We start from the raw sequence: 16,285 nt of genomic DNA on the forward strand, positions 1-16,285 counted from the left end.
GGCACGTTGCAGGTGACCACCTCGTGGTCGGACGGGATCGTCGCCCCCTCCAGACGACCCACGATGATCTCCTCCAGCGGGTCCCACTCGGTGTGGGAACAGACCGGTGAAATGAGCGGCTTCGCCCGACCGCTGTCGGCCATCGCCACAAGCCGCCGGTGCGAGGCGTCCACGCTTCGGTCGGCAGCGTCAGCGCGCAGGTCACCGAAGGAACGCCGGCCATCCCTCACAGAGCACCCCGGTCCTCGTCGTAGGTCATATCCCCCATCATCTACAGGCCCCGGCCGGATGCGCCCCGGATGCTCCGAATGGCGGGCAGCGCGTGGGCTCTCGTCGGGATGCGGTGCGCGGCTGCGAGGCTGGTGCGGCCCGTCGACGGCAGCGATGCCGTCCGCAACACCGGCGGACCCACGCCGTGAGGCGTGCTCCGGGCCCGCCGGACACCTGCGGTGATGAGCCAAGCGTTCACGGTCACAGGCCGCAGCCCCGCTCCGCGAGGGTGAGGACCGGGCCGCCTGCGGGGGCCCGGTCCGTGCGCCCCCGCGTGCACCGCCGGAGCTCACGAGCGCGCACCGCGGCACGCCGCCCGCGGACAGCGTCCAAACCACCCCGGACTCGACGCCCACGAGTGCCAAAAACATGTCATGCAGCCATGTTGTACAGTCTAGTTGTAGACCGCTGGTTCCGGGAAAGGACCTTCCATGCGCTTCACCAAGTACGCCCACGCCTGCGTCGGCCTGGAAAAGGACGGCGTCCGTCTCGTGATCGACCCCGGCACCTTCACCCCGGAAGCGGCCGAGGCCGTCTCGCGGGCCCACGCCGTACTGATCACCCACGAGCACTTCGATCACTTCGACGAGGAGACCGTCGCCGCAGCCCTGCGGGCCCAGCCCGACCTGCGCGTCTACGCACCGGCCGCGGTCGTGGACACGCTCGGCGGCCACGACGGCCGCGTCCGAGCCGTCGCCGCCGGTGACACCTTCACCATCGGTTCCTTCACCGTCGCCGTCCACGGCCAACGCCACGCGCTGATCCACGTGGACATCCCCTGCCCCGACAACGTCGGCTACCTCATCGACGACGGAGCCCTCTACCACCCGGGGGACGCCTACTTCGTCCCGGCCGCCTCGGTGCACACGCTGCTGCTGCCGACGAGCGGCCCCTGGACCAAACTCGGCGAAGCGGCCGACTACGTCCGCGCGGTCAAGCCCGAGCAGGTCATCCAGATCCACGAGCTCATGCTCAGCGACCTCGGCCGGCAGTCCACCGCCACTCTCCTCGGCGAGAGCGGCCTGACCGGCATTCCCCTCACATGCTTGACCCCCGGCACCACCATCCAGCTGTGACCCGGACACCACGAGGAACAGCCGTGCGCTTCGCCACCCTCCGCATCGACGACACCCTCACCGCGGCCCGCGTCGAGGGCGACCGCGCCGTCCTCGTCGACGCCGCTCATGCCGTCGACGCCTGCCTTCGGCGCGAACACCTGACGGAGACCGGAGAGGTCGACGCGCGAACCGCTCACTACGCCCGCGGATCAGCGACCGCATCGACGGCGAAGCCGAACTGGCCGTCATCGCCGGACGACGCCTGAGCCGCGCCGGCGTGACGGAGGCGAACGAGGCCATCGCCGGTTATACCGTCGCCAACGACATGTCCCTGCGGGACTGGCAACACCGCACCACCGAAGCGCTCCAGGGCAAGGTCTTCGATCGCTCGACCCCGCTCGGCCCCGTGCTGGTCACACCCGACGAACTCGACAACGCCGCCGACCTCACCGTCACCTTCACCGTCGACGGCGTCGAATGGCAACGCGGCTCCACCAGCGACCTCCTGTTCACCCCCGCCGAACTGCTCGCCTACTGCAGCACCTTCCTCACCCTGGAACCCGGTGACGTCATCCTCACCGGCACGCCCGGCCGGACGTCCGCAGCCGAGGCCACCCTCTCCCCCGGCCAGACACTGGTCACCGCGGTGGAAGGCATCGGAGCGGCCGTCAATCCCACCACCACCGACCCCCTTCCCGACACCCGCGCCCTGTGGCACGAGCACGGACCGCGATGACCCCACAGCCGGCCACGTCACCCTCGGCTGCCGCCTCACCCGGGCTGGAATACAACCCAGTTGTACACGCTGGTTGCACGACGCGCATAGGATGCACCCCATGAACGAGGAGGACACCCTGGCAGAAGACCTGCGGCAGGTGATCGGCGAACTGGTCCGCGCCGTACGAACCGTGGACACCATGCCCTCCGGCGAAGCCGCCATCCTCGGCCATCTCGACCGCACCGGTCCGCAGACCACGGCCGAACTGGCGCACCGCCGGGGAGTCACGCACCAGTCGTCCGCCAAAACCGTCAAGGACCTGCGCGCCGGCGGACTCGTGCGCACCGAGCCCCATCCGACCGACCGGCGCAAGCTCCTGGTGCACATCACCGACACCGGACGAGCCCGCCTCCGCAGGGAACGGGGCCAGCGCTCCGACCGGCTCAGCAGCGCCATCAACGAGACACTCAACCCAACGGAACAGCAGCAACTACGCGACTGTGTCTCCCTCTTGGCCCGCCTGACCACCCACCTACGGACCTGAACGGCGACGGCTGCACCGCCACTGGGCCACTCCACGGACAGGAGACACATATGGACTCTGGTACCACCGAACCAGAGGACGGCCGCACAACCCACCCGGCCGACCCTCCCTTCCCACGTCTGCGCCTGGGCACCTGGCCCACTCCTTTGGAACCGGCTCCCCGGCTCGCGAAGGCCCTCGGACTGCGCACTGAGGACCTGTGGATCAAACGCGACGACCTCACCGGGCTCGCGGGAGGCGGCAACAAGATCCGCAAGCTGGAATGGACCGTGGCGCAAGCGCTCGCCGAGCGCGCGGACACTCTCGTCACCACCGGCGCCGCCCAGAGCAATCACGCCCGCCTGACCGCGGCGGCCGGAGCCCGTTTCGGCCTGGACGTGGTGCTCGTCCTCCAAGGCGAACCGCCGGCCGCGGCCTCCGGCAACCTCCTGCTCGACAGCCTCCTCGGCGCCCGTCTGGTCTGGGCCGGTGACGTGGACGGCGAGGGTCTTGAGGCGACGGCCCACGAGGTCGCCGACGAGCTGCGCAGGGCGGGCGCGGCTCCCGCCATGATTCCCTTCGGCGGCTCCAGCGTCCTGGGCGCCCGAGGGTACCTGGACGCCGGCCGGGAACTGCTCGAGCAGTGCCCCGACGTCCGGCACATCGCCGTGGCCCTCGGCTCGGGCGGCACCATGGCCGGGCTGGTCGCCGCCGTGGGAGCCCGGCGTGTCCTCGGAGTGGACACCGGCGCCCGGCGGGGCGCGGAGGCGGTTGTCCACGAGTACGCAGCGGCGCTGACGCAGGCCCCTCCCGCCGTCGAGGAACTGAGGGTGCGCAGCGACCAGATCGGCGCGGGTTACGCGACACTGACCCCGGAGACGGCCGAGGCCCTGTCGCTGGCCGCCCGGTGCGAAGGCGTGGTCCTCGACCCTGTCTACACCGGCCGGGCCCTCGCCGGGCTCCGTGCCGCCGTCCGCGACGGGGACGTCCGCCCCGGTGAGACGACCGTGCTGGTGCACACCGGCGGACTTCCTGGGTTCTTCGGCCACTCCGGGATCCCAGCCGTGCTCTCCTGACGCATCGCTGCCGCCGTACCGGCGGCAGTCCGTCCAGGCCGACGCGGGAGCCGGTGGACGCTCATCGGGGTGGGTACAGCGTGGCGGTGGCCGTGTGGCGCAGGAATTGCTCAGCGCGGTCCCACGGCCAGCCGTTGTCGACCACGAGGGTGCGCCAGCCGGACGGGCCGAACCAGAACCACAGAGCGTCTGCCGTCTCCCGCGGTGTGCCCAGCGGTGGGGTCGGCAGTGAGTGCAGGTGGTGCGCCACCGCGACCAGGGCCTCCCGGTACGCCGCTGTGGCGCGCTCCCACAACGTCGCGCCGTTCTCGTGCACCGGCAACGCCTTGTGGATCGCCTCGTGCACGAGGAAGTGCCCCTCGTTGCCGGCTCGGGTGCCCCGCGCCAGTACCTCCAGGACGGCCTCGGGCCGCTCCAGGCCGAGCAGGTGCCGTACGGCCTGCTCGTGGCCGGACGCGGCCACGCCCTCGTCCACGATCCGGTCCAGGATGTCGCTCTTGCTGCCGACGCTTGCGAACACCGTCTTGGGTGAGACACCGGCGGCCGACGCGATGTCCGCGACGGTCACCAGTCCGTAGCCGCGGTCAGCGAACAGCTCGGTGGCTCGCTGGAGGATCTGCTCCCGCGTCCGCGCGGCGGCCTGGGAGCGCAAGAGGGAGACGTCGCAGCGTGCGGCTCACATGGCACGAGACGACACGAGAGGCATGACCGATCATGGGAATGACCAGCACCGAGCTCGCCCACGGGCTGTTCAGCGTTCTGGACACCGGAGACGTGAAGCTGGCCGCCGACGTGGTCGCGGCGGACTTCCGCAACCGCGAGGCAGCCGTGGCGCCCTCCGCCTGCTCAATCCCGGGCCCAGCGGGCGTGCTCGCATCAGGGGCCTGGATGCGCGCCGCTTTCAGCGAGTTGCGCTTTCCCGTCACCGGCACAGCGGAGAACGAGGGACAGGTGTGGGTCCGGCTGCGCATGCAGGGGCGCCACACAGGTCCCTTCGTACGCTTCCGCAACGGTTCACTGGACCAGGCCGTCCCCGCGACCGGGCGAGAGATCGACTTCGAGCAGATCCACGTCCTCACCCTGCGTGAGGGCAAAGTGATCAACCACTAGGCAGTACGCGATGACATCACCATGCTCGGGCAGCTCGGCGTCTTCCCACCCGGTCCGGCAACCGCCCTGCGCATGATCGCCTGGAAGCTGACCGGACGCGCCGCTCGCGCCGCAGCCGACGTCACCGCGCAGGCAGCGGCGGCCGCCCGCACGGCAGCGAGCCGCTGAACCACCTCGGCTCGTCCCACACCACTGGGCGCGACCGCGCGGGGCACACTGAACAGCGGCGATCGGCGGAGTCCCGTGTGCCTGATGGAACGGCGAGGAGTTCTCGCGGCGACGGCATTCGAGGGCTGTCACCACTCGCACGGCGTGTCCGGATCTGTGGGACACATGTCCCCTCGGACGCTACCCGCAGGGGCACCGGTGAGGAACCGTGGAGGTGAGTCGGAGCAACCGACGTCAGACCTTCAGGAGGAACAGTGCCCGAAACGATCGCCGGGATCACGGTCCCGGACACCACCCTGGCCCGCGAGGCCACCCAACTGGTGCGCCGCTCAGCCGACGACACGCTCTTCCACCACTCCCACCGAGTCTTCCTGTGGGGGATGCTCAAGAGCGCTGCCCGAGGAATCCCAGTGGACCCCGAACTCGCCTACGTCGGAGGCCTGTTCCACGATCTCGGGCTGACTGCCGACTACCGCACGAAGGACCGCCGCTTCGAGCTCGACGGTGCCGAGGCCGCGTACGCCTTCCTCCGCGACCACGGCAGAAGCGAGGAGGAGGCGCGCAACGTCTGGTTGGCCATCGCACTGCACACCACGCCGGAGGTACCCCTCCATCTGGCACCCGAGGTTGCCGTCGTGACGCTCGGTGTCGAGACTGACGTCCTGGGTCTGGCACTCGACGAGATCACCCCCGAACAGCGTGCGGAGGTCGTGGCCGCCCATCCGCGACCGGATTTCAAGAACCGCATCCTCAAGGCCTTCTACGACGGCATGGCCGACCGGCCCGACACCACCTTCGGCACCATGAACGACGACGTCCTCGCGCATTTCGACCCCGGCTTCCAGCGCCAGGACTTCGTCCGGACCATCCAGGCGAACGCGTGGCCCGAATGAGCTGATCCGCTCGGTCCGGCGACATCGCGGGTCCACGGCGGTCGGACGGGACAGGTCGGGCCGGCCGGCAAGGCAAGGCAAGGCAAGGCATGCAAGGAACTCTGCGCTCCTGGACGCGTCGGAGCCACTCAAGAAAGGAGCCGTACAGCATGACGGTCCACCGTGTGGCCTTCCTCGTGTTCGACGGCATGAAGCTGCTCGACGTCTCGGGACCCGCTGAAGTGTTCGCCGAGGCCAACCGTCTCGGCGCACGCTACTCGCTGTGCTACGCGTCGCCGTCCGGCGGTCCGGTCAGTACGTCGATCGGCACGCGTCTGTCCGTGGACGCGTCCGCGGCGGAACTCGACGCCGAGACACTCGTCGTCTCGGGCGGCGATGCCCTCGTCACGGAGCCGATCCCGCCCGCTCTGACGGAGGCCGTCCGACACCTGCACACCCGCACGCCCAGACTCGTGTCCATCTGCACCGGCTCGTTCGTCCTCGCTGCGGCAGGCCTGCTGTCAGGACACCGTGCGACCACGCACTGGCGCCACACCGAGCTGCTTGCGCGCGCCTACCCCGATGTCGACGTCGCCGTTGATTCGCTCTTCGTCGAAGATCGTGGCATCTTCACCTCCGCGGGCGTCACAGCGGGTATCGATCTCGCGCTGCACCTGGTCGAGCGTGACCATGGCGCCGATCTGGCTCGCGACGTCGCCAGGAATCTGGTCATGTTCATGCAGCGCCCGGGAGGGCAGTCCCAGTTCTCCGCACCACTGACCGTGAGCGTTCCTCGCACGCCTGCGCTCAGAGCGGTCACCGAACTCGTCTCGGCGCAGCCCGCACTCGAACACACCACGGATTCGCTGGCCGTTCTCGTCGGTGTCAGTCCCAGGCACCTCAGTCGGTTGTTCAACGCCGAACTCGGCATGACACCGTCGAGATTCGTCGAACGCATGCGGATGGAACACGCCAAAGCACTGCTCGACGCCGGTCACAGCGTGGCCGAGAGCGCCCGAGCCGCCGGGTTCGGCAGCCCGGAGACATTGCGGCGCGTCTTCGTAGCCCGGCTCGGTGTCTCACCCGGACATTACCGAGCCCGGTTCGCCACAACGCACTCGGACGCCCACCACAACGGCCCTCAGCAACCCGCGCCTGGTACTCCAGACGTAGATCGTGATCTTCATGTCTGATTCGCGGCTGTCGGGCGGTCATGGCCGGCCTGGGCTCGTGCCTGGTGGCGGCGTCGCCAGGCGGACCAGCGGATCCGGTGGACCGCATCGTGCCGCGATGATCATCCGTGGTCGCACCTGCGCTCAGCGGCAAAGTCCTTCAGGAGACCAGGCGGCGGGTGCCGACCGCTGTCCTGGAACTACAGGATCAGCCGCGGCTTCGGCGACCGACCCGGGCCAGGACGTGCAGCCGGCCCGGATCGCGGGCAATGCCGTACCGGCCGGTCACGCCACCGTGGAGCATCCGCTCGGACCACACGCCTGGACCGGGGTGGTGCCGGCCCAGCTGGTCAGACCATCACGGACCGCGGTTCGAGGAAGCCCTCCGGACCGTAGGCGCCGTACTCCCGCCCGATGCCGGACTGCTTGAACCCGCCGAAGGGGGACAGCGGCTCGTACCCACCGTTGATCGCGACCCTGCCCGCCTCGATCCGTGACGCGATGCGGCGCGCCCGCTCGGGGTCCGACGAGAACACGCAGGCGTGCAGGCCGTAGGCGGTGTCGTTGGCGATGGCGACGGCGTGGTCGTCGTCGCGATAGGTGATGACCGAGAGCACCGGGCCGAAGATCTCCTCGCGGGCGATCGTCATGTCGTTGGTGACGTCGGCGAAGACGGTCGGGCGTACGAAGTACCCGTTCGGGAGACCCTCGGGACGGCCGGGGCCCCCGGCGACGACTCGGGCGCCCTCCTCCATACCGCGGCGGATGTAGCCCTGGACGCGCTCCCACTGCCGCTCGCTCACCATCGGGCCGATCGCGGTCGCCGGATCGCGTGGATCACCGACGGGGAAGTCCTCCTGCACCTTCTTCGCGACGAGGGTGAGCACCTCGTCGAGCCGGTTCTCCGGAACGAGGATGCGGGTGCCGGCCACGCCCGCCTGGCCGCTGTTGACGAACCCGGCCATGAGCGCACCGGTGACCGCTTCTTCGAGGTCGGCGTCGCGAGGATGATCGACGGGGACTTGCCGCCGAGTTCCAGCGTCACGCGCTTCAACGTGTCGACGGCCTCGCCGGCGATGACCTTGCCCGTCGATGTGGAGCCCGTGAAGGAGATCTTGGAGACGTCGGGGCGGCGGGTGATCACCGAGCCGACGACGTCCCCGCGGCCGGTCACGATGTTGACGACGCCCTTCGGCAGCCCGGCCTCGCACAGCGCCCGGGTGATGACGTGGGTCTGCGTTGCGCTCATCTCGCTGGGCTTGATGACGACGGTGCAGCCGGCTGCCAGGGCGGTCGCGAGCTTGTCACAGATGAAGAACGCGTCCGAGTTCCACGGTGTGATCAGGCCGGCGACGCCGACCGGCGCCAGCTCCACGGCGGCTCGGCCGATCTCCCGTGTGAAGTCAAAGGGCGTCAGCGTTCTGATCATGTCGGCGAACGCGGCAGCGGGCGTGTCCACCATGAAGGAGTTGCGCCGCGGCGCGCCGTACTCCACCGTGACGGCTTCCAGAAGCTCGTCCCGGTGGGCAGCGACGGCGGCCTGAAGTCGGCTCAGTGCGTCGATCCGCTCTTCCCTGGACGTCGCCGACCATGCCGGCAGTGCGCGCTACGCCGCCGCGATGGCGGTCCGTGCGTCGACCTCGTCGGCGAGTCGGACCTGCCCTATCACCTCATCGCTGGCGGGGTTGTGCAGATCGAACAGTTCCGTGCCGTGTGGGATCACGAACTCACCGCCGATGTAAATCTCGTTGATGATATGGCTCGACATCACTGTCTCTTCTCTCGGTCCGGCCGCAGGTATTCAGGGCAGCGCGGCCGCTGCCGCACCGGCCTCGTTCCGCATGCGCATCGCGTCGCGGCTGGGTGGCACGCCGAAAAGTCGTCTGTATTCCCGGCTGAACTGCGAAGGACTGTCGTAGCCGACGGAATGTCCCACGCCGGTGACGTCGCCCGGGCGGTTCGCCAGTATCAGTCGTGCCGTTTGCAGTCTGATGTGTTTCTGAAACTGGATCGGCGTCATACCGGTCACCGCCAGGAAGTTCTTGTGGAACGCCGAAACACTCATGCCCGACAGTTGCGCCAATTCTCAGACCCGCAATAGGCGGGCGTAGTTCTGCCGGATCCACCGCACCGCTCGCGTGATGTGGTGCAAACTGCTGTCGGCCAGTCCGAGCTGGCGCACGGCGTCACCTTGCTTCCCGGTGATCAGCCGCAAGAGGGTTTCGCGTCTGATCAATGGGGCCAGTACGCCTCGGTCCTGTGGCCGGTCGAGCAGCCGCAACAGCCGCACGATGGCGTCGAGCAGTTCGCCCGGCGCGTCACTGACCGAAAGGCCCGGTCGCGCGGGATGGGGCGACCGCGGCAGGTCGGCGCGGCATCGAGGAACTGTCCCGTCACCGGTAGTCCACCGATGCGATGAGGTACTGCCCGGCCCCGTACTCGTACACGTGGTCACCCAACGCCAGTCTTTTGGTGCCCTGCGCGACGAGGGCGAGGACCGTACCGGACATCGAGGCTCCCGGCGACACGACTCGGTCCGCCTTGCAGATACGAACGCCGCCGATGGCCGTGGTCAGGTCGGGGCGGCCATGGCGCTCCAGCACGTCGCGAAGCTCATCCAGTGACATGTCACGATTGCAGCACAGGGGCGCGGCGTCCTCGCCACGGCGAGAGGATCGTGCAAGAGGTCACGACTTCCGTGCCAGGCGCCACGCCGGGCCGGCGCGTGCCGTCTCCTCCCCGTCGCCGATGTTCGCGGTCAGCGAGTCGTCTCAGTGGATGAGGCCTCTCACTGCCTGGCGCTGGGTTGTCTGACGCCCAGGAGGTCAGGAAGCGGAGCGCCTCGTGCGATGCAGATCCCGGTTCGGCCCACCAGGTGCGGAAGCAGGTACACGTAGTTGCGCCGCGCGGCCGGGATGCGGGCGAAGTCGGTGGAGAGCGCGGTGGCGGCGTGGTTCCAGGCGAGGATGTCCATGCGTTCGCCGAGAACGAGGGCGGGAGTGCCGGTGAGCCGCATCGGCGCGGTGCCGACGATGGTGTTGGACCGGGGCGGCCGGACGGTGCAGAGCCTGTGAAGGTCCCGGGCGCGAGCGTGACGCGGCGACCGAGCCCGTCGTTGAACCGGTCATCGCGGCATGAACATCCGACCCCCCGCGGATGCGCGAACACAGGGCCCGGGCACACCTCGTCGTGAGCCCGGGCCCTGCTGCCTGCCCACAGCTCCGTCCAGCGTGTTCCTCACGTGCGCCGGGGCGTGGGCACGAGGACTCCCCGGCAGTTCCCGCGCGCTGTCGTTTCCGTCCAAGACACCCGTCCCGTCCGCGGCCTAGCCTGATCCCAGGAGTTCAGCCCGTGATCAGGAGACACAGATGCGTAAGTTGGTCTACACCGGTTTCATGTCGCTCGACGGCGTTCTGGACTCGCCCGGTGGGCCGGAGGAGGGGCACCGCAGCGGCGGCTGGGTGGTGAAGGACTTGGACCTCGTCCCGGAGGCCTGGTCCCTGAAGGCCGAGGAGCTCGCGGACACGACGGCGCTGATGTTCGGCCGCCGCAGTTACGAGGCCTTCGCGTCGGTGTGGCCCGCTTCGGAGGACCACGCCTCCTACAAGGACCTGCCCAAGTACGTGGTGTCGAGCACCCTGTCGGACGACGCCCTGGTCGGCGGGTGGGGGCCGTCGACGATCCTGCGCACCACGGAGGACGTCGCCGAGCTCAAGGAGAGCGAGGGCGGCTCCATCTACATCCACGGAAGCGCCGAACTGGCGCGGCGGCTGTCGCAGGCCGGCCTGATCGACCAGTACAACCTGCTCGTCTTCCCCGTCCTGCTCGGCGCCGGCAAGAGCCTGTTCCACCGGGCCGACCGTGACAAGCAGATGCTGTCGCTGCGGGAGTCGGAGAGCTACTCCAACGGGATCCTGAAGCTGGTCTACGACGTCAAGCGCTGATCCAGGGCGAGTGCGATCGCGCCGCCCGTGCCGTCGCGCAGTTGTCCGGCGGTGCGGCCCACGAAGGCGCGCAGCGCCCGGGCGAGGTGCGGCTCGTCGAAGTAGTCGAGCTTGACGACGACGTCGGCGGCCGTGTCACCGGCCGCCAGCAACTCCGCCGCCGTACGGGCCCGCTCGATCTGCCGTACCGCACCCCGCGTCAGACCGGTGGCGGCCCGGAAGCGGCGCTCCACGGTCCGTCCCGACACCGCCGGTTCGTGACCTCGCAGCACGTCGGCGACGAGCGGGTCACGCACCACGATCCCGGCTTTGACCAGCCGCTCCACCAGGGCCTCGGCGTCATCGGCCGCCGGGGTCCGCCAGCGGGCGCCGTCCAGCCGGAACGTCCGGCGCGTGGTGTCGGGGAGCTCCACGCCGCCGTCGACCAGCGCCGGTGCGGGCAGGGCACGCAGCGAGGAGCCCAGGGCGAACTCGATGCCGGTGAAGGCAGCGCCTTCCGGGACGGGTGCCGTGCTCGACCGGGTCTCCGGGCCGGTGACGGCCGCGTACGACCGGCCGTCCTGCTGCCAGAACACCAGGCCCCAGCGCACACCCGCGACGGAGGTCATCGTCGTGACCTGCTCGCTGGTGCAGGTCCACACGCTGTCGACCCACGGTGAGTCCGACCGACGTGTATCGAAGCGCAGCTCCACGCCCGCAGGATACGCCGGGCGAGGGCGCGGGCACCGGCCTGCCCGACGCCATCGGGGTCAGCGCCTGCTCCGCCGCGCGACCGACCGCACCCACGGGGAGCCCCGGACAGGCGCGTCGCCGCCTGGCCGGCGGTGACGGACGAACGCCAGAGGTCGACCGCGGGCACCGGCCGTGTGCGGTGAGCCCCGCTCCCAAGTTCAGTGCATGGAGCGTGACGGCCACTTCTCGGTGCCCGTGGTCGCCCCGGTCGAGCGCGGTCAGAGCTTCAGGGCACGGTGGACGCGGTGGGCGATGCCCTCGACCGTGGCGGCGGCCATGAGGTCCATCATCGACAGGTCGCAGCGGAAGGTCTGCTGGAGAGCGACGGCCAGTTCCGCGCCCATGAGCGAGTCCAGCCCGAGATCAGCCAAGTGTGCCGCGGGCCGCACGCGGTCGGGGGAGGTTTGCCGGATGCGCGCCGTCGCGTCGACCAGCGTCTCGGTGATCAGGTTCAGGCGTGCCCGGTCGCCGTCGGCGCTCTTGAGTCGCTGCCGCAGGTCATTGGCCTGTGCGCGGCCGCTCAGGCCGCCGGTGGGAGTCAGTTGGCCGCCGAAGCGCGGAACGCAGACGGCTGGAAGGAGCTGGGTGAGCCTGTCCCGGTCCATGACGCCGACCGCTGCCTGGCCTGCGCTCCCGCGCAGGTGGCGGTCCAGGGCCGCCAGGGCGGTGGCCGGGGTGATCAGTCCGATGCCGGAGCGGGCGATGGTGTCGGTCATCCGGGACCGGGCCACGTATCCGGTCTCTGAGATGCCGCCCCAGGCCAGTGCCAGGCCCGGCTCGGCGTCGTCGCGGCGCCGGCGCATCAGTGATTCCATGTACAGGTTGGCCGCAGCGTAAGGCGCCTGGTGCTGGTTGCCGATCAGCGCGGCGACGGAGGAGTAGACGGCGAAGAAGTCGAGGCCGCGGCCTCGGGTGAGCGTGTGCAGGTGCGCGGCGCCGCGCACCTTGGGCGCCAGGACGGCGGCGAAGCGTTCGGCGGTGAGCTCGCTCAGTGGTGCGTCGTCCAGGTGCATCGCGGCGTGCACGACGCCCCGCACCCGACGGCCCCGCTCGTCCGCCTCACTGAGGATCGTCCGCACGGCCTCGGGGTCGGTGATGTCGGTGGCGTGCACGTCGGCGGTCACACCGTCGCGGTGCAGGTCGGCGAGGAGTCCCGCCGCCTCCGGGGCGTCGGCACCGCGGCGGGAGACGAGGGACAGGTGGCGTGCGCCCCGGGTGGCCAGGTGGCGGGCGGTCGCCGCACCGAGGCCGCTCAGCCCGCCGGTGACGAGGTAGGTGGCGCCGGGGTCCAGGCACGGTGCGGGCCGGGGTTCCTCGACGGCGACGGGCAGGCTGTCGCTGAAGGAGACGACGACCTTGCCCAGATGGCGCGAGTGGCGCAGGGAGTTGAAGGCTTCCCTGACGCGGGACGCCGGGTGGCTCTGGTGGGGCAGGGGCCGGTAGGTGCCGTCGGTGACCGGGCGGTGAGGGTGCGGAAGGCGGCCGCGGCCTGCTCGGGGGCGTCGGTGATCAGCCGGGTGATGTCGACCCCCAAGTAGGTGAGGTTGTTGCGGAAGGGCCTCAGAAGCATCGGGGCGTTGGCGTAGATGTCCCGCTTGCCGAGTTCGACGAACCGGCCGCCCGGCTTGAGGCATTCCAGGCCGCGCGCGATGGCCTCACCGGCCAGGGAGTTGAGGACGACGTCGACGCCGCGGCCCTCGGTCGCTTCCCGTACGCCGTCGGCGAAGGACAGGTCGCGGGAGGTGAGGACCGTGTCGGCGCCCAGTGCGCGCAGCAGGTCACGTTTGGCCGGGGTGCCGGCGGTGGCGATCACCCGGGCGCCGATGTGGCGGGCGTGGGCGTGGGCGAGGGCGGCCAGGCCGATGCCTCCGGCGCCACCGTGGATGAGCACCGTCTCCCCGGATGTGAGGCGGGCGAGTTCTCCCAGGCTGTGCTGGACGGTCAGGTGGACGGCGGGCAGGGTCGCCGCCTGGTCGAACGTCATGTCGGCGGGGACGGGGCCGATCTGGTCCACGCGTACGCGTACGTGTGAGGCGAGGGCGCCGTGGGCGAAGGCGAAGACACGGTCGCCCGCCGACCAGCCGATGACGTCGGGTCCGGTGGCCGTGATGACGCCGGCGCATTCCAGGCCGGGCAGCGGGCCGGTCGGGGTGGCCGGTTCGGCGTCGGGGGGCAGCATGCCCTCGGCGAGCATCACGTCCCGGTAGTTGAGGGCGGCGGCCTTGACACGGACGACCACTTCGCCGGGGCCGGGTTCGGGCGGCCGGCACGGTACCCAGGTCAGCCGGTGGTTACGGCCCGGACGGCTCAACCGCAGCCGGTAGCCGTCGTGTGGCTGGGCGGGCCGGGTCGCGGCGGCGAGTGGGCGCAGCCGGGGAACGAAGCGACCGTGGTCCTCCAGCACGATCTCGTCCTCCTCTGCGGAGTCGAGGAGTTCGGCGAGGAGCCGGGCGGCATCGGCGGCGTCGTCGCCGGACGGGACGATGCTGCTACGCCGGACGGTGAGGGAGGGGTGCTCGTTCGCCACGACGCGGCCGATTCCCCACAGCGCGGCGGCGCGGGGGTCGCCGTCGGTGTCCGACGGAGCGGGGTGCAGCCCGGTGGGCGGGGTGATCAGCCACAGCTGTGCAGCGGTCGGGCCGCCGCCTGCCGCCGCCGTGGCCGCCACGTCCCTCACGAGACCCGCGGCCCGCGTGATGGCTTCGGTGTCGGACAGGTCCTCGTCCCGGCCCAGGAGCAGTACGGTGCGCGGCGACGGCCGAGCCGTGAGTGGTGCGGTCCAGGGGTCGGTGTCCGCAGGTGACAGGGGCTTGAAGGCCGTCGAGCCCCCGGCTGCCTGGAGGGCGGTCGTCAACGCCGAACCAAGGGGCCGGCCGGCGGAGTCGGCGACGACCAGCCAGCCCTCCTCCGTGCGCGGTGCCGTGGCGGTGGCCGCGGGGGTGCCAGGCGTGTGTGGCCGTGCTGCGCGGCGCGCGACGAGCAGGCAGTAGTCGTCGGCGGTTTCGCTCTGGTCGCTTCCGGTGTCGATGACGGTGTCGAAGCCGCAGCCGGACAGCAGGGCGGGGCAGGAGGGGGCCGGTGCCGGACCGGTCGTCGGTGTGGGACCAGTACTCCGGCAGCAGTCCGAAGCAGGGGCCGAGGATGTCCTCGTCGTGGCTTTCCACCGCCGGCAGGTGCCCACCGGCGCGGAGCAGGTCGGCCAGGCGGGTGCACGTGGCGCGCAGCTCGCTCGTGGCGTGCAGCACGTTGGCCGCCACGACCACGTCGAACGATCCGTGCTCGAAGCCCTGCTCGGCCGGGTCGCCGTCGAGGTCGAGGGTGCGGTAGTCGACGAAGTCGTACTCGGCGAACCGGGCCTGCGCCCGGGGGAAGAAGGCCGGTGTGATGTCGGTGAAGGTGTAGCGCGTGAGGTGGGGCGGGAGGACCGGCAGCAGGGCCGAGGTGATGCCGCCGGTGCCACCGCCCACCTCCAGTACGCGCAGCGGCCGGTCGGCCGGCCAGGTGCGCAGCGCCTCCTGCAGCACGAGGCGGGCGTAGTGGTTGTGGGCGCGCATCTGCGGGGTGTCGGCGTAGAAGGCCTCGACCAGGTGGCGGTCGGCGTCACCGAACAGCACCTGACGGGCGTCGGCGCGGCCGGTGAGGATGTCGGCGAGTCGGGTGCCGCAGCGGGTGTACAGGGCGATGGCCGTGACCCACTGCGGGAACCGGTCCGCGCACTGCCGCAACCGTGCTCCGGGCGTCGCGTCGGCCTCGGTGAACTGCCACTGCCGCCCGGCCGTGGTCGGCGACGGCAGTCGGCGCAGCAGCCCGGCGCGCGTGGCGAGCCCTGCCATCAGCCGTGCGTAGGAAACACCGTGCTCGGGGCGCAGCCCCGCCCGCACCAGGTCGTCCGGCCCGAAGCGGTCGGTCCCGGGCAGGAGCTCCCTGAAGGCGGCCGCCGCGTAGTGGCCGACCACGGTCTTCACCATGGGGGCGAACCGCGGGTAGTCGTCCGCCTGTTCCGCTTCGACGGCGGCGCGGGCCGTGGCGGTGGCCGACACGAGCCGCGCCGGATCGGGCAGCGGTAGCGAGGGCTCGGCCGGTGGCTGTCCGGGCCGCGGCGCATGGCGCAGGACGGTCGTCAGCTCCTGCGGCTCGTTGCGGGTGGGCACGGCGTGCAGGCGGCAGCCGGTCAGCTCGACGGCCACGGTGCCGTCCGGCGTGCTCACCGTGACGTCGATGACGGCGTCCGAACCGGTGAGGTGACGCGGTTCCACGTGGATGCGTCCGTGCTCGGCTGGTTGCCGCCACACGCGGGCGGTCTCGATCGCGGTGGGCAGGAACATCCTTCCGTCCGCGGCCCCGGCCAGCAGCGGCGCGGCCGCCTGCAGCGCACCGTCGCAGACGACCGGGTGTGCCACGAACGCGGCGTCGGCCGGGGTGTCCGGGGCGGGCAGCCGGTAGGAGGCGGTGACGGTGGTGTCGGACACGGTGAGGCCGGTGAGGACCTGGAAGGCCGGTCCGTAGCGCAGTCCGGCGCGGGCGGCGTGCCCGTAGTGCACGGCGGCCGGCAGTTCCGTGCCGGCGATGCGGACGTCCAGCGGTGCCCGCTGCGGGGTGGGGGCGGTGAGCCGGCGGACCCGGCCACGGGCGTGCGGGGTCC

General features: G+C 70.9%; 17 protein-coding genes and 3 pseudogenes. 10 read left to right on the plus strand and 10 right to left on the minus strand.

Going from position 1 to position 16,285, the window contains the following annotated elements; all coding sequences use genetic code 11:
- Positions 1–143: pseudogene (locus tag AC07DA_RS33140) on the minus strand (amidinotransferase); the annotation flags it as partial.
- Between the two features lie 558 nt (positions 144–701).
- Between AC07DA_RS33140 and AC07DA_RS33145 the strand changes: the two are divergent.
- The 5 genes from AC07DA_RS33145 to AC07DA_RS33165 all read left to right on the plus strand — a co-directional run bounded on the left by AC07DA_RS33145 (position 702) and on the right by AC07DA_RS33165 (position 3,645).
- On the plus strand, positions 702–1,346 hold the full coding sequence (locus AC07DA_RS33145) for an MBL fold metallo-hydrolase (RefSeq protein ID WP_479131949.1): 645 nt from the start codon (positions 702–704) through the stop codon (positions 1,344–1,346).
- Complete coding sequence (locus AC07DA_RS33150) at positions 1,343–1,594, plus strand: hypothetical protein (RefSeq protein ID WP_479131950.1); 252 nt, start codon at positions 1,343–1,345, stop codon at positions 1,592–1,594. Before AC07DA_RS33145 ends, AC07DA_RS33150 begins: the two co-directional genes overlap by 4 nt.
- A complete protein-coding gene (locus AC07DA_RS33155; protein ID WP_479132007.1) occupies positions 1,576–2,064 on the plus strand; it encodes a fumarylacetoacetate hydrolase family protein in 489 nt (162 codons plus the stop codon). The genes AC07DA_RS33150 and AC07DA_RS33155 overlap by 19 nt, the downstream gene beginning before the upstream one ends.
- A 100-nt stretch (positions 2,065–2,164) precedes the next feature.
- Positions 2,165–2,590, plus strand: a complete 426-nt coding sequence (locus AC07DA_RS33160; protein ID WP_479131951.1) for a MarR family winged helix-turn-helix transcriptional regulator — start codon at positions 2,165–2,167, stop codon at positions 2,588–2,590.
- Positions 2,591–2,640: 50 nt separating this feature from the next.
- On the plus strand, positions 2,641–3,645 hold the full coding sequence (locus tag AC07DA_RS33165; protein WP_479131952.1) for a D-cysteine desulfhydrase family protein: 1,005 nt from the start codon (positions 2,641–2,643) through the stop codon (positions 3,643–3,645).
- Between the two features lie 61 nt (positions 3,646–3,706).
- On the opposite strand, the gene AC07DA_RS33170 is transcribed toward AC07DA_RS33165, so the two are convergent.
- Positions 3,707–4,297 (minus strand): TetR/AcrR family transcriptional regulator, encoded by a 591-nt coding sequence (locus AC07DA_RS33170; RefSeq protein ID WP_479131953.1) that lies wholly within the window; start codon positions 4,295–4,297, stop codon positions 3,707–3,709.
- A 68-nt stretch (positions 4,298–4,365) separates the two neighbouring features.
- Here AC07DA_RS33170 and AC07DA_RS33175 point away from each other — a divergent pair, with 68 nt between their 5' ends.
- From AC07DA_RS33175 to AC07DA_RS33190, 4 genes are all read left to right on the plus strand, one after another.
- Entirely contained in the window at positions 4,366–4,755 is a 390-nt protein-coding gene (locus AC07DA_RS33175) for an ester cyclase (protein WP_479131954.1), read from the plus strand.
- A gap of 21 nt (positions 4,756–4,776) precedes the next feature.
- Positions 4,777–4,923: a hypothetical protein gene (locus tag AC07DA_RS33180; protein WP_479131955.1), complete on the plus strand. Its 147-nt coding sequence runs from the start codon at positions 4,777–4,779 to the stop codon at positions 4,921–4,923.
- A gap of 254 nt (positions 4,924–5,177) precedes the next feature.
- The gene (locus AC07DA_RS33185; protein ID WP_479131956.1) at positions 5,178–5,816 is read left to right on the plus strand and encodes an HD domain-containing protein; all 639 of its coding nucleotides are present in this window, start codon (positions 5,178–5,180) and stop codon (positions 5,814–5,816) included.
- Positions 5,817–5,965: 149 nt separating this feature from the next.
- Positions 5,966–6,988 carry a GlxA family transcriptional regulator gene (locus tag AC07DA_RS33190; protein ID WP_479131957.1) on the plus strand — a complete coding sequence of 341 codons (1,023 nt, stop codon included), beginning with the start codon at positions 5,966–5,968 and terminating at the stop codon, positions 6,986–6,988.
- 329 nt (positions 6,989–7,317) lie between these two features.
- On the opposite strand, the pseudogene AC07DA_RS33195 reads toward AC07DA_RS33190, so the two are convergent.
- From AC07DA_RS33195 to AC07DA_RS33210, 4 genes and pseudogenes are all read right to left on the minus strand, one after another.
- A pseudogene (locus tag AC07DA_RS33195) lies at positions 7,318–8,567 on the minus strand (aldehyde dehydrogenase family protein).
- A 6-nt stretch (positions 8,568–8,573) separates the two neighbouring features.
- The gene (locus AC07DA_RS33200) at positions 8,574–8,735 is read right to left on the minus strand and encodes a hypothetical protein (protein WP_479131958.1); all 162 of its coding nucleotides are present in this window, start codon (positions 8,733–8,735) and stop codon (positions 8,574–8,576) included.
- 33 nt (positions 8,736–8,768) lie between these two features.
- Positions 8,769–9,594: pseudogene (locus tag AC07DA_RS33205) on the minus strand (AraC family transcriptional regulator).
- 161 nt (positions 9,595–9,755) lie between these two features.
- A complete protein-coding gene (locus tag AC07DA_RS33210; protein WP_479131959.1) occupies positions 9,756–9,983 on the minus strand; it encodes an MmyB family transcriptional regulator in 228 nt (75 codons plus the stop codon).
- A 352-nt stretch (positions 9,984–10,335) separates the two neighbouring features.
- Between AC07DA_RS33210 and AC07DA_RS33215 the strand changes: the two genes are divergently transcribed.
- Positions 10,336–10,911 (plus strand): dihydrofolate reductase family protein, encoded by a 576-nt coding sequence (locus tag AC07DA_RS33215; RefSeq protein WP_479131960.1) that lies wholly within the window; start codon positions 10,336–10,338, stop codon positions 10,909–10,911.
- Here the strand turns inward: AC07DA_RS33215 and AC07DA_RS33220 are convergent.
- The 4 genes from AC07DA_RS33220 to AC07DA_RS33235 all read right to left on the minus strand — a co-directional run bounded on the left by AC07DA_RS33220 (position 10,893) and on the right by AC07DA_RS33235 (position 16,223).
- Complete coding sequence (locus AC07DA_RS33220) at positions 10,893–11,603, minus strand: helix-turn-helix domain-containing protein (protein ID WP_479131961.1); 711 nt, start codon at positions 11,601–11,603, stop codon at positions 10,893–10,895. The two genes, AC07DA_RS33215 and AC07DA_RS33220, sit on opposite strands and share 19 nt — an antisense overlap.
- Positions 11,604–11,861: 258 nt before the next feature.
- The gene (locus tag AC07DA_RS33225) at positions 11,862–13,007 is read right to left on the minus strand and encodes an SDR family NAD(P)-dependent oxidoreductase (protein WP_479132008.1); all 1,146 of its coding nucleotides are present in this window, start codon (positions 13,005–13,007) and stop codon (positions 11,862–11,864) included.
- The gene (locus tag AC07DA_RS33230; RefSeq protein WP_479131962.1) at positions 12,896–14,170 is read right to left on the minus strand and encodes a zinc-binding dehydrogenase; all 1,275 of its coding nucleotides are present in this window, start codon (positions 14,168–14,170) and stop codon (positions 12,896–12,898) included. The genes AC07DA_RS33225 and AC07DA_RS33230 overlap by 112 nt, the downstream gene beginning before the upstream one ends.
- On the minus strand, positions 14,133–16,223 hold the full coding sequence (locus AC07DA_RS33235) for a polyketide synthase dehydratase domain-containing protein (protein ID WP_479132009.1): 2,091 nt from the start codon (positions 16,221–16,223) through the stop codon (positions 14,133–14,135). Before AC07DA_RS33235 ends, AC07DA_RS33230 begins: the two co-directional genes overlap by 38 nt.
- Between the last annotated feature and the right edge of the window lie 62 nt (positions 16,224–16,285).

The organism is Streptomyces sp. NPDC044921 (assembly GCF_056432865.1).

Coding starts and splice junctions, on each gene's coding strand:
- AC07DA_RS33145 (WP_479131949.1), top strand. CDS start 702: ATGCGCTTCACCAAGTACGCCCACGCCTGCGTCGGCCTGGAAAAGGAC.
- AC07DA_RS33160 (WP_479131951.1), top strand. CDS start 2,165: ATGAACGAGGAGGACACCCTGGCAGAAGACCTGCGGCAGGTGATCGGC.
- AC07DA_RS33165 (WP_479131952.1), top strand. CDS start 2,641: ATGGACTCTGGTACCACCGAACCAGAGGACGGCCGCACAACCCACCCG.
- AC07DA_RS33175 (WP_479131954.1), top strand. CDS start 4,366: ATGACCAGCACCGAGCTCGCCCACGGGCTGTTCAGCGTTCTGGACACC.
- AC07DA_RS33180 (WP_479131955.1), top strand. CDS start 4,777: ATGCTCGGGCAGCTCGGCGTCTTCCCACCCGGTCCGGCAACCGCCCTG.
- AC07DA_RS33190 (WP_479131957.1), top strand. CDS start 5,966: ATGACGGTCCACCGTGTGGCCTTCCTCGTGTTCGACGGCATGAAGCTG.
- AC07DA_RS33200 (WP_479131958.1), bottom strand. CDS start 8,735: ATGTCGAGCCATATCATCAACGAGATTTACATCGGCGGTGAGTTCGTG.
- AC07DA_RS33210 (WP_479131959.1), bottom strand. CDS start 9,983: ATGCGGCTCACCGGCACTCCCGCCCTCGTTCTCGGCGAACGCATGGAC.
- AC07DA_RS33215 (WP_479131960.1), top strand. CDS start 10,336: ATGCGTAAGTTGGTCTACACCGGTTTCATGTCGCTCGACGGCGTTCTG.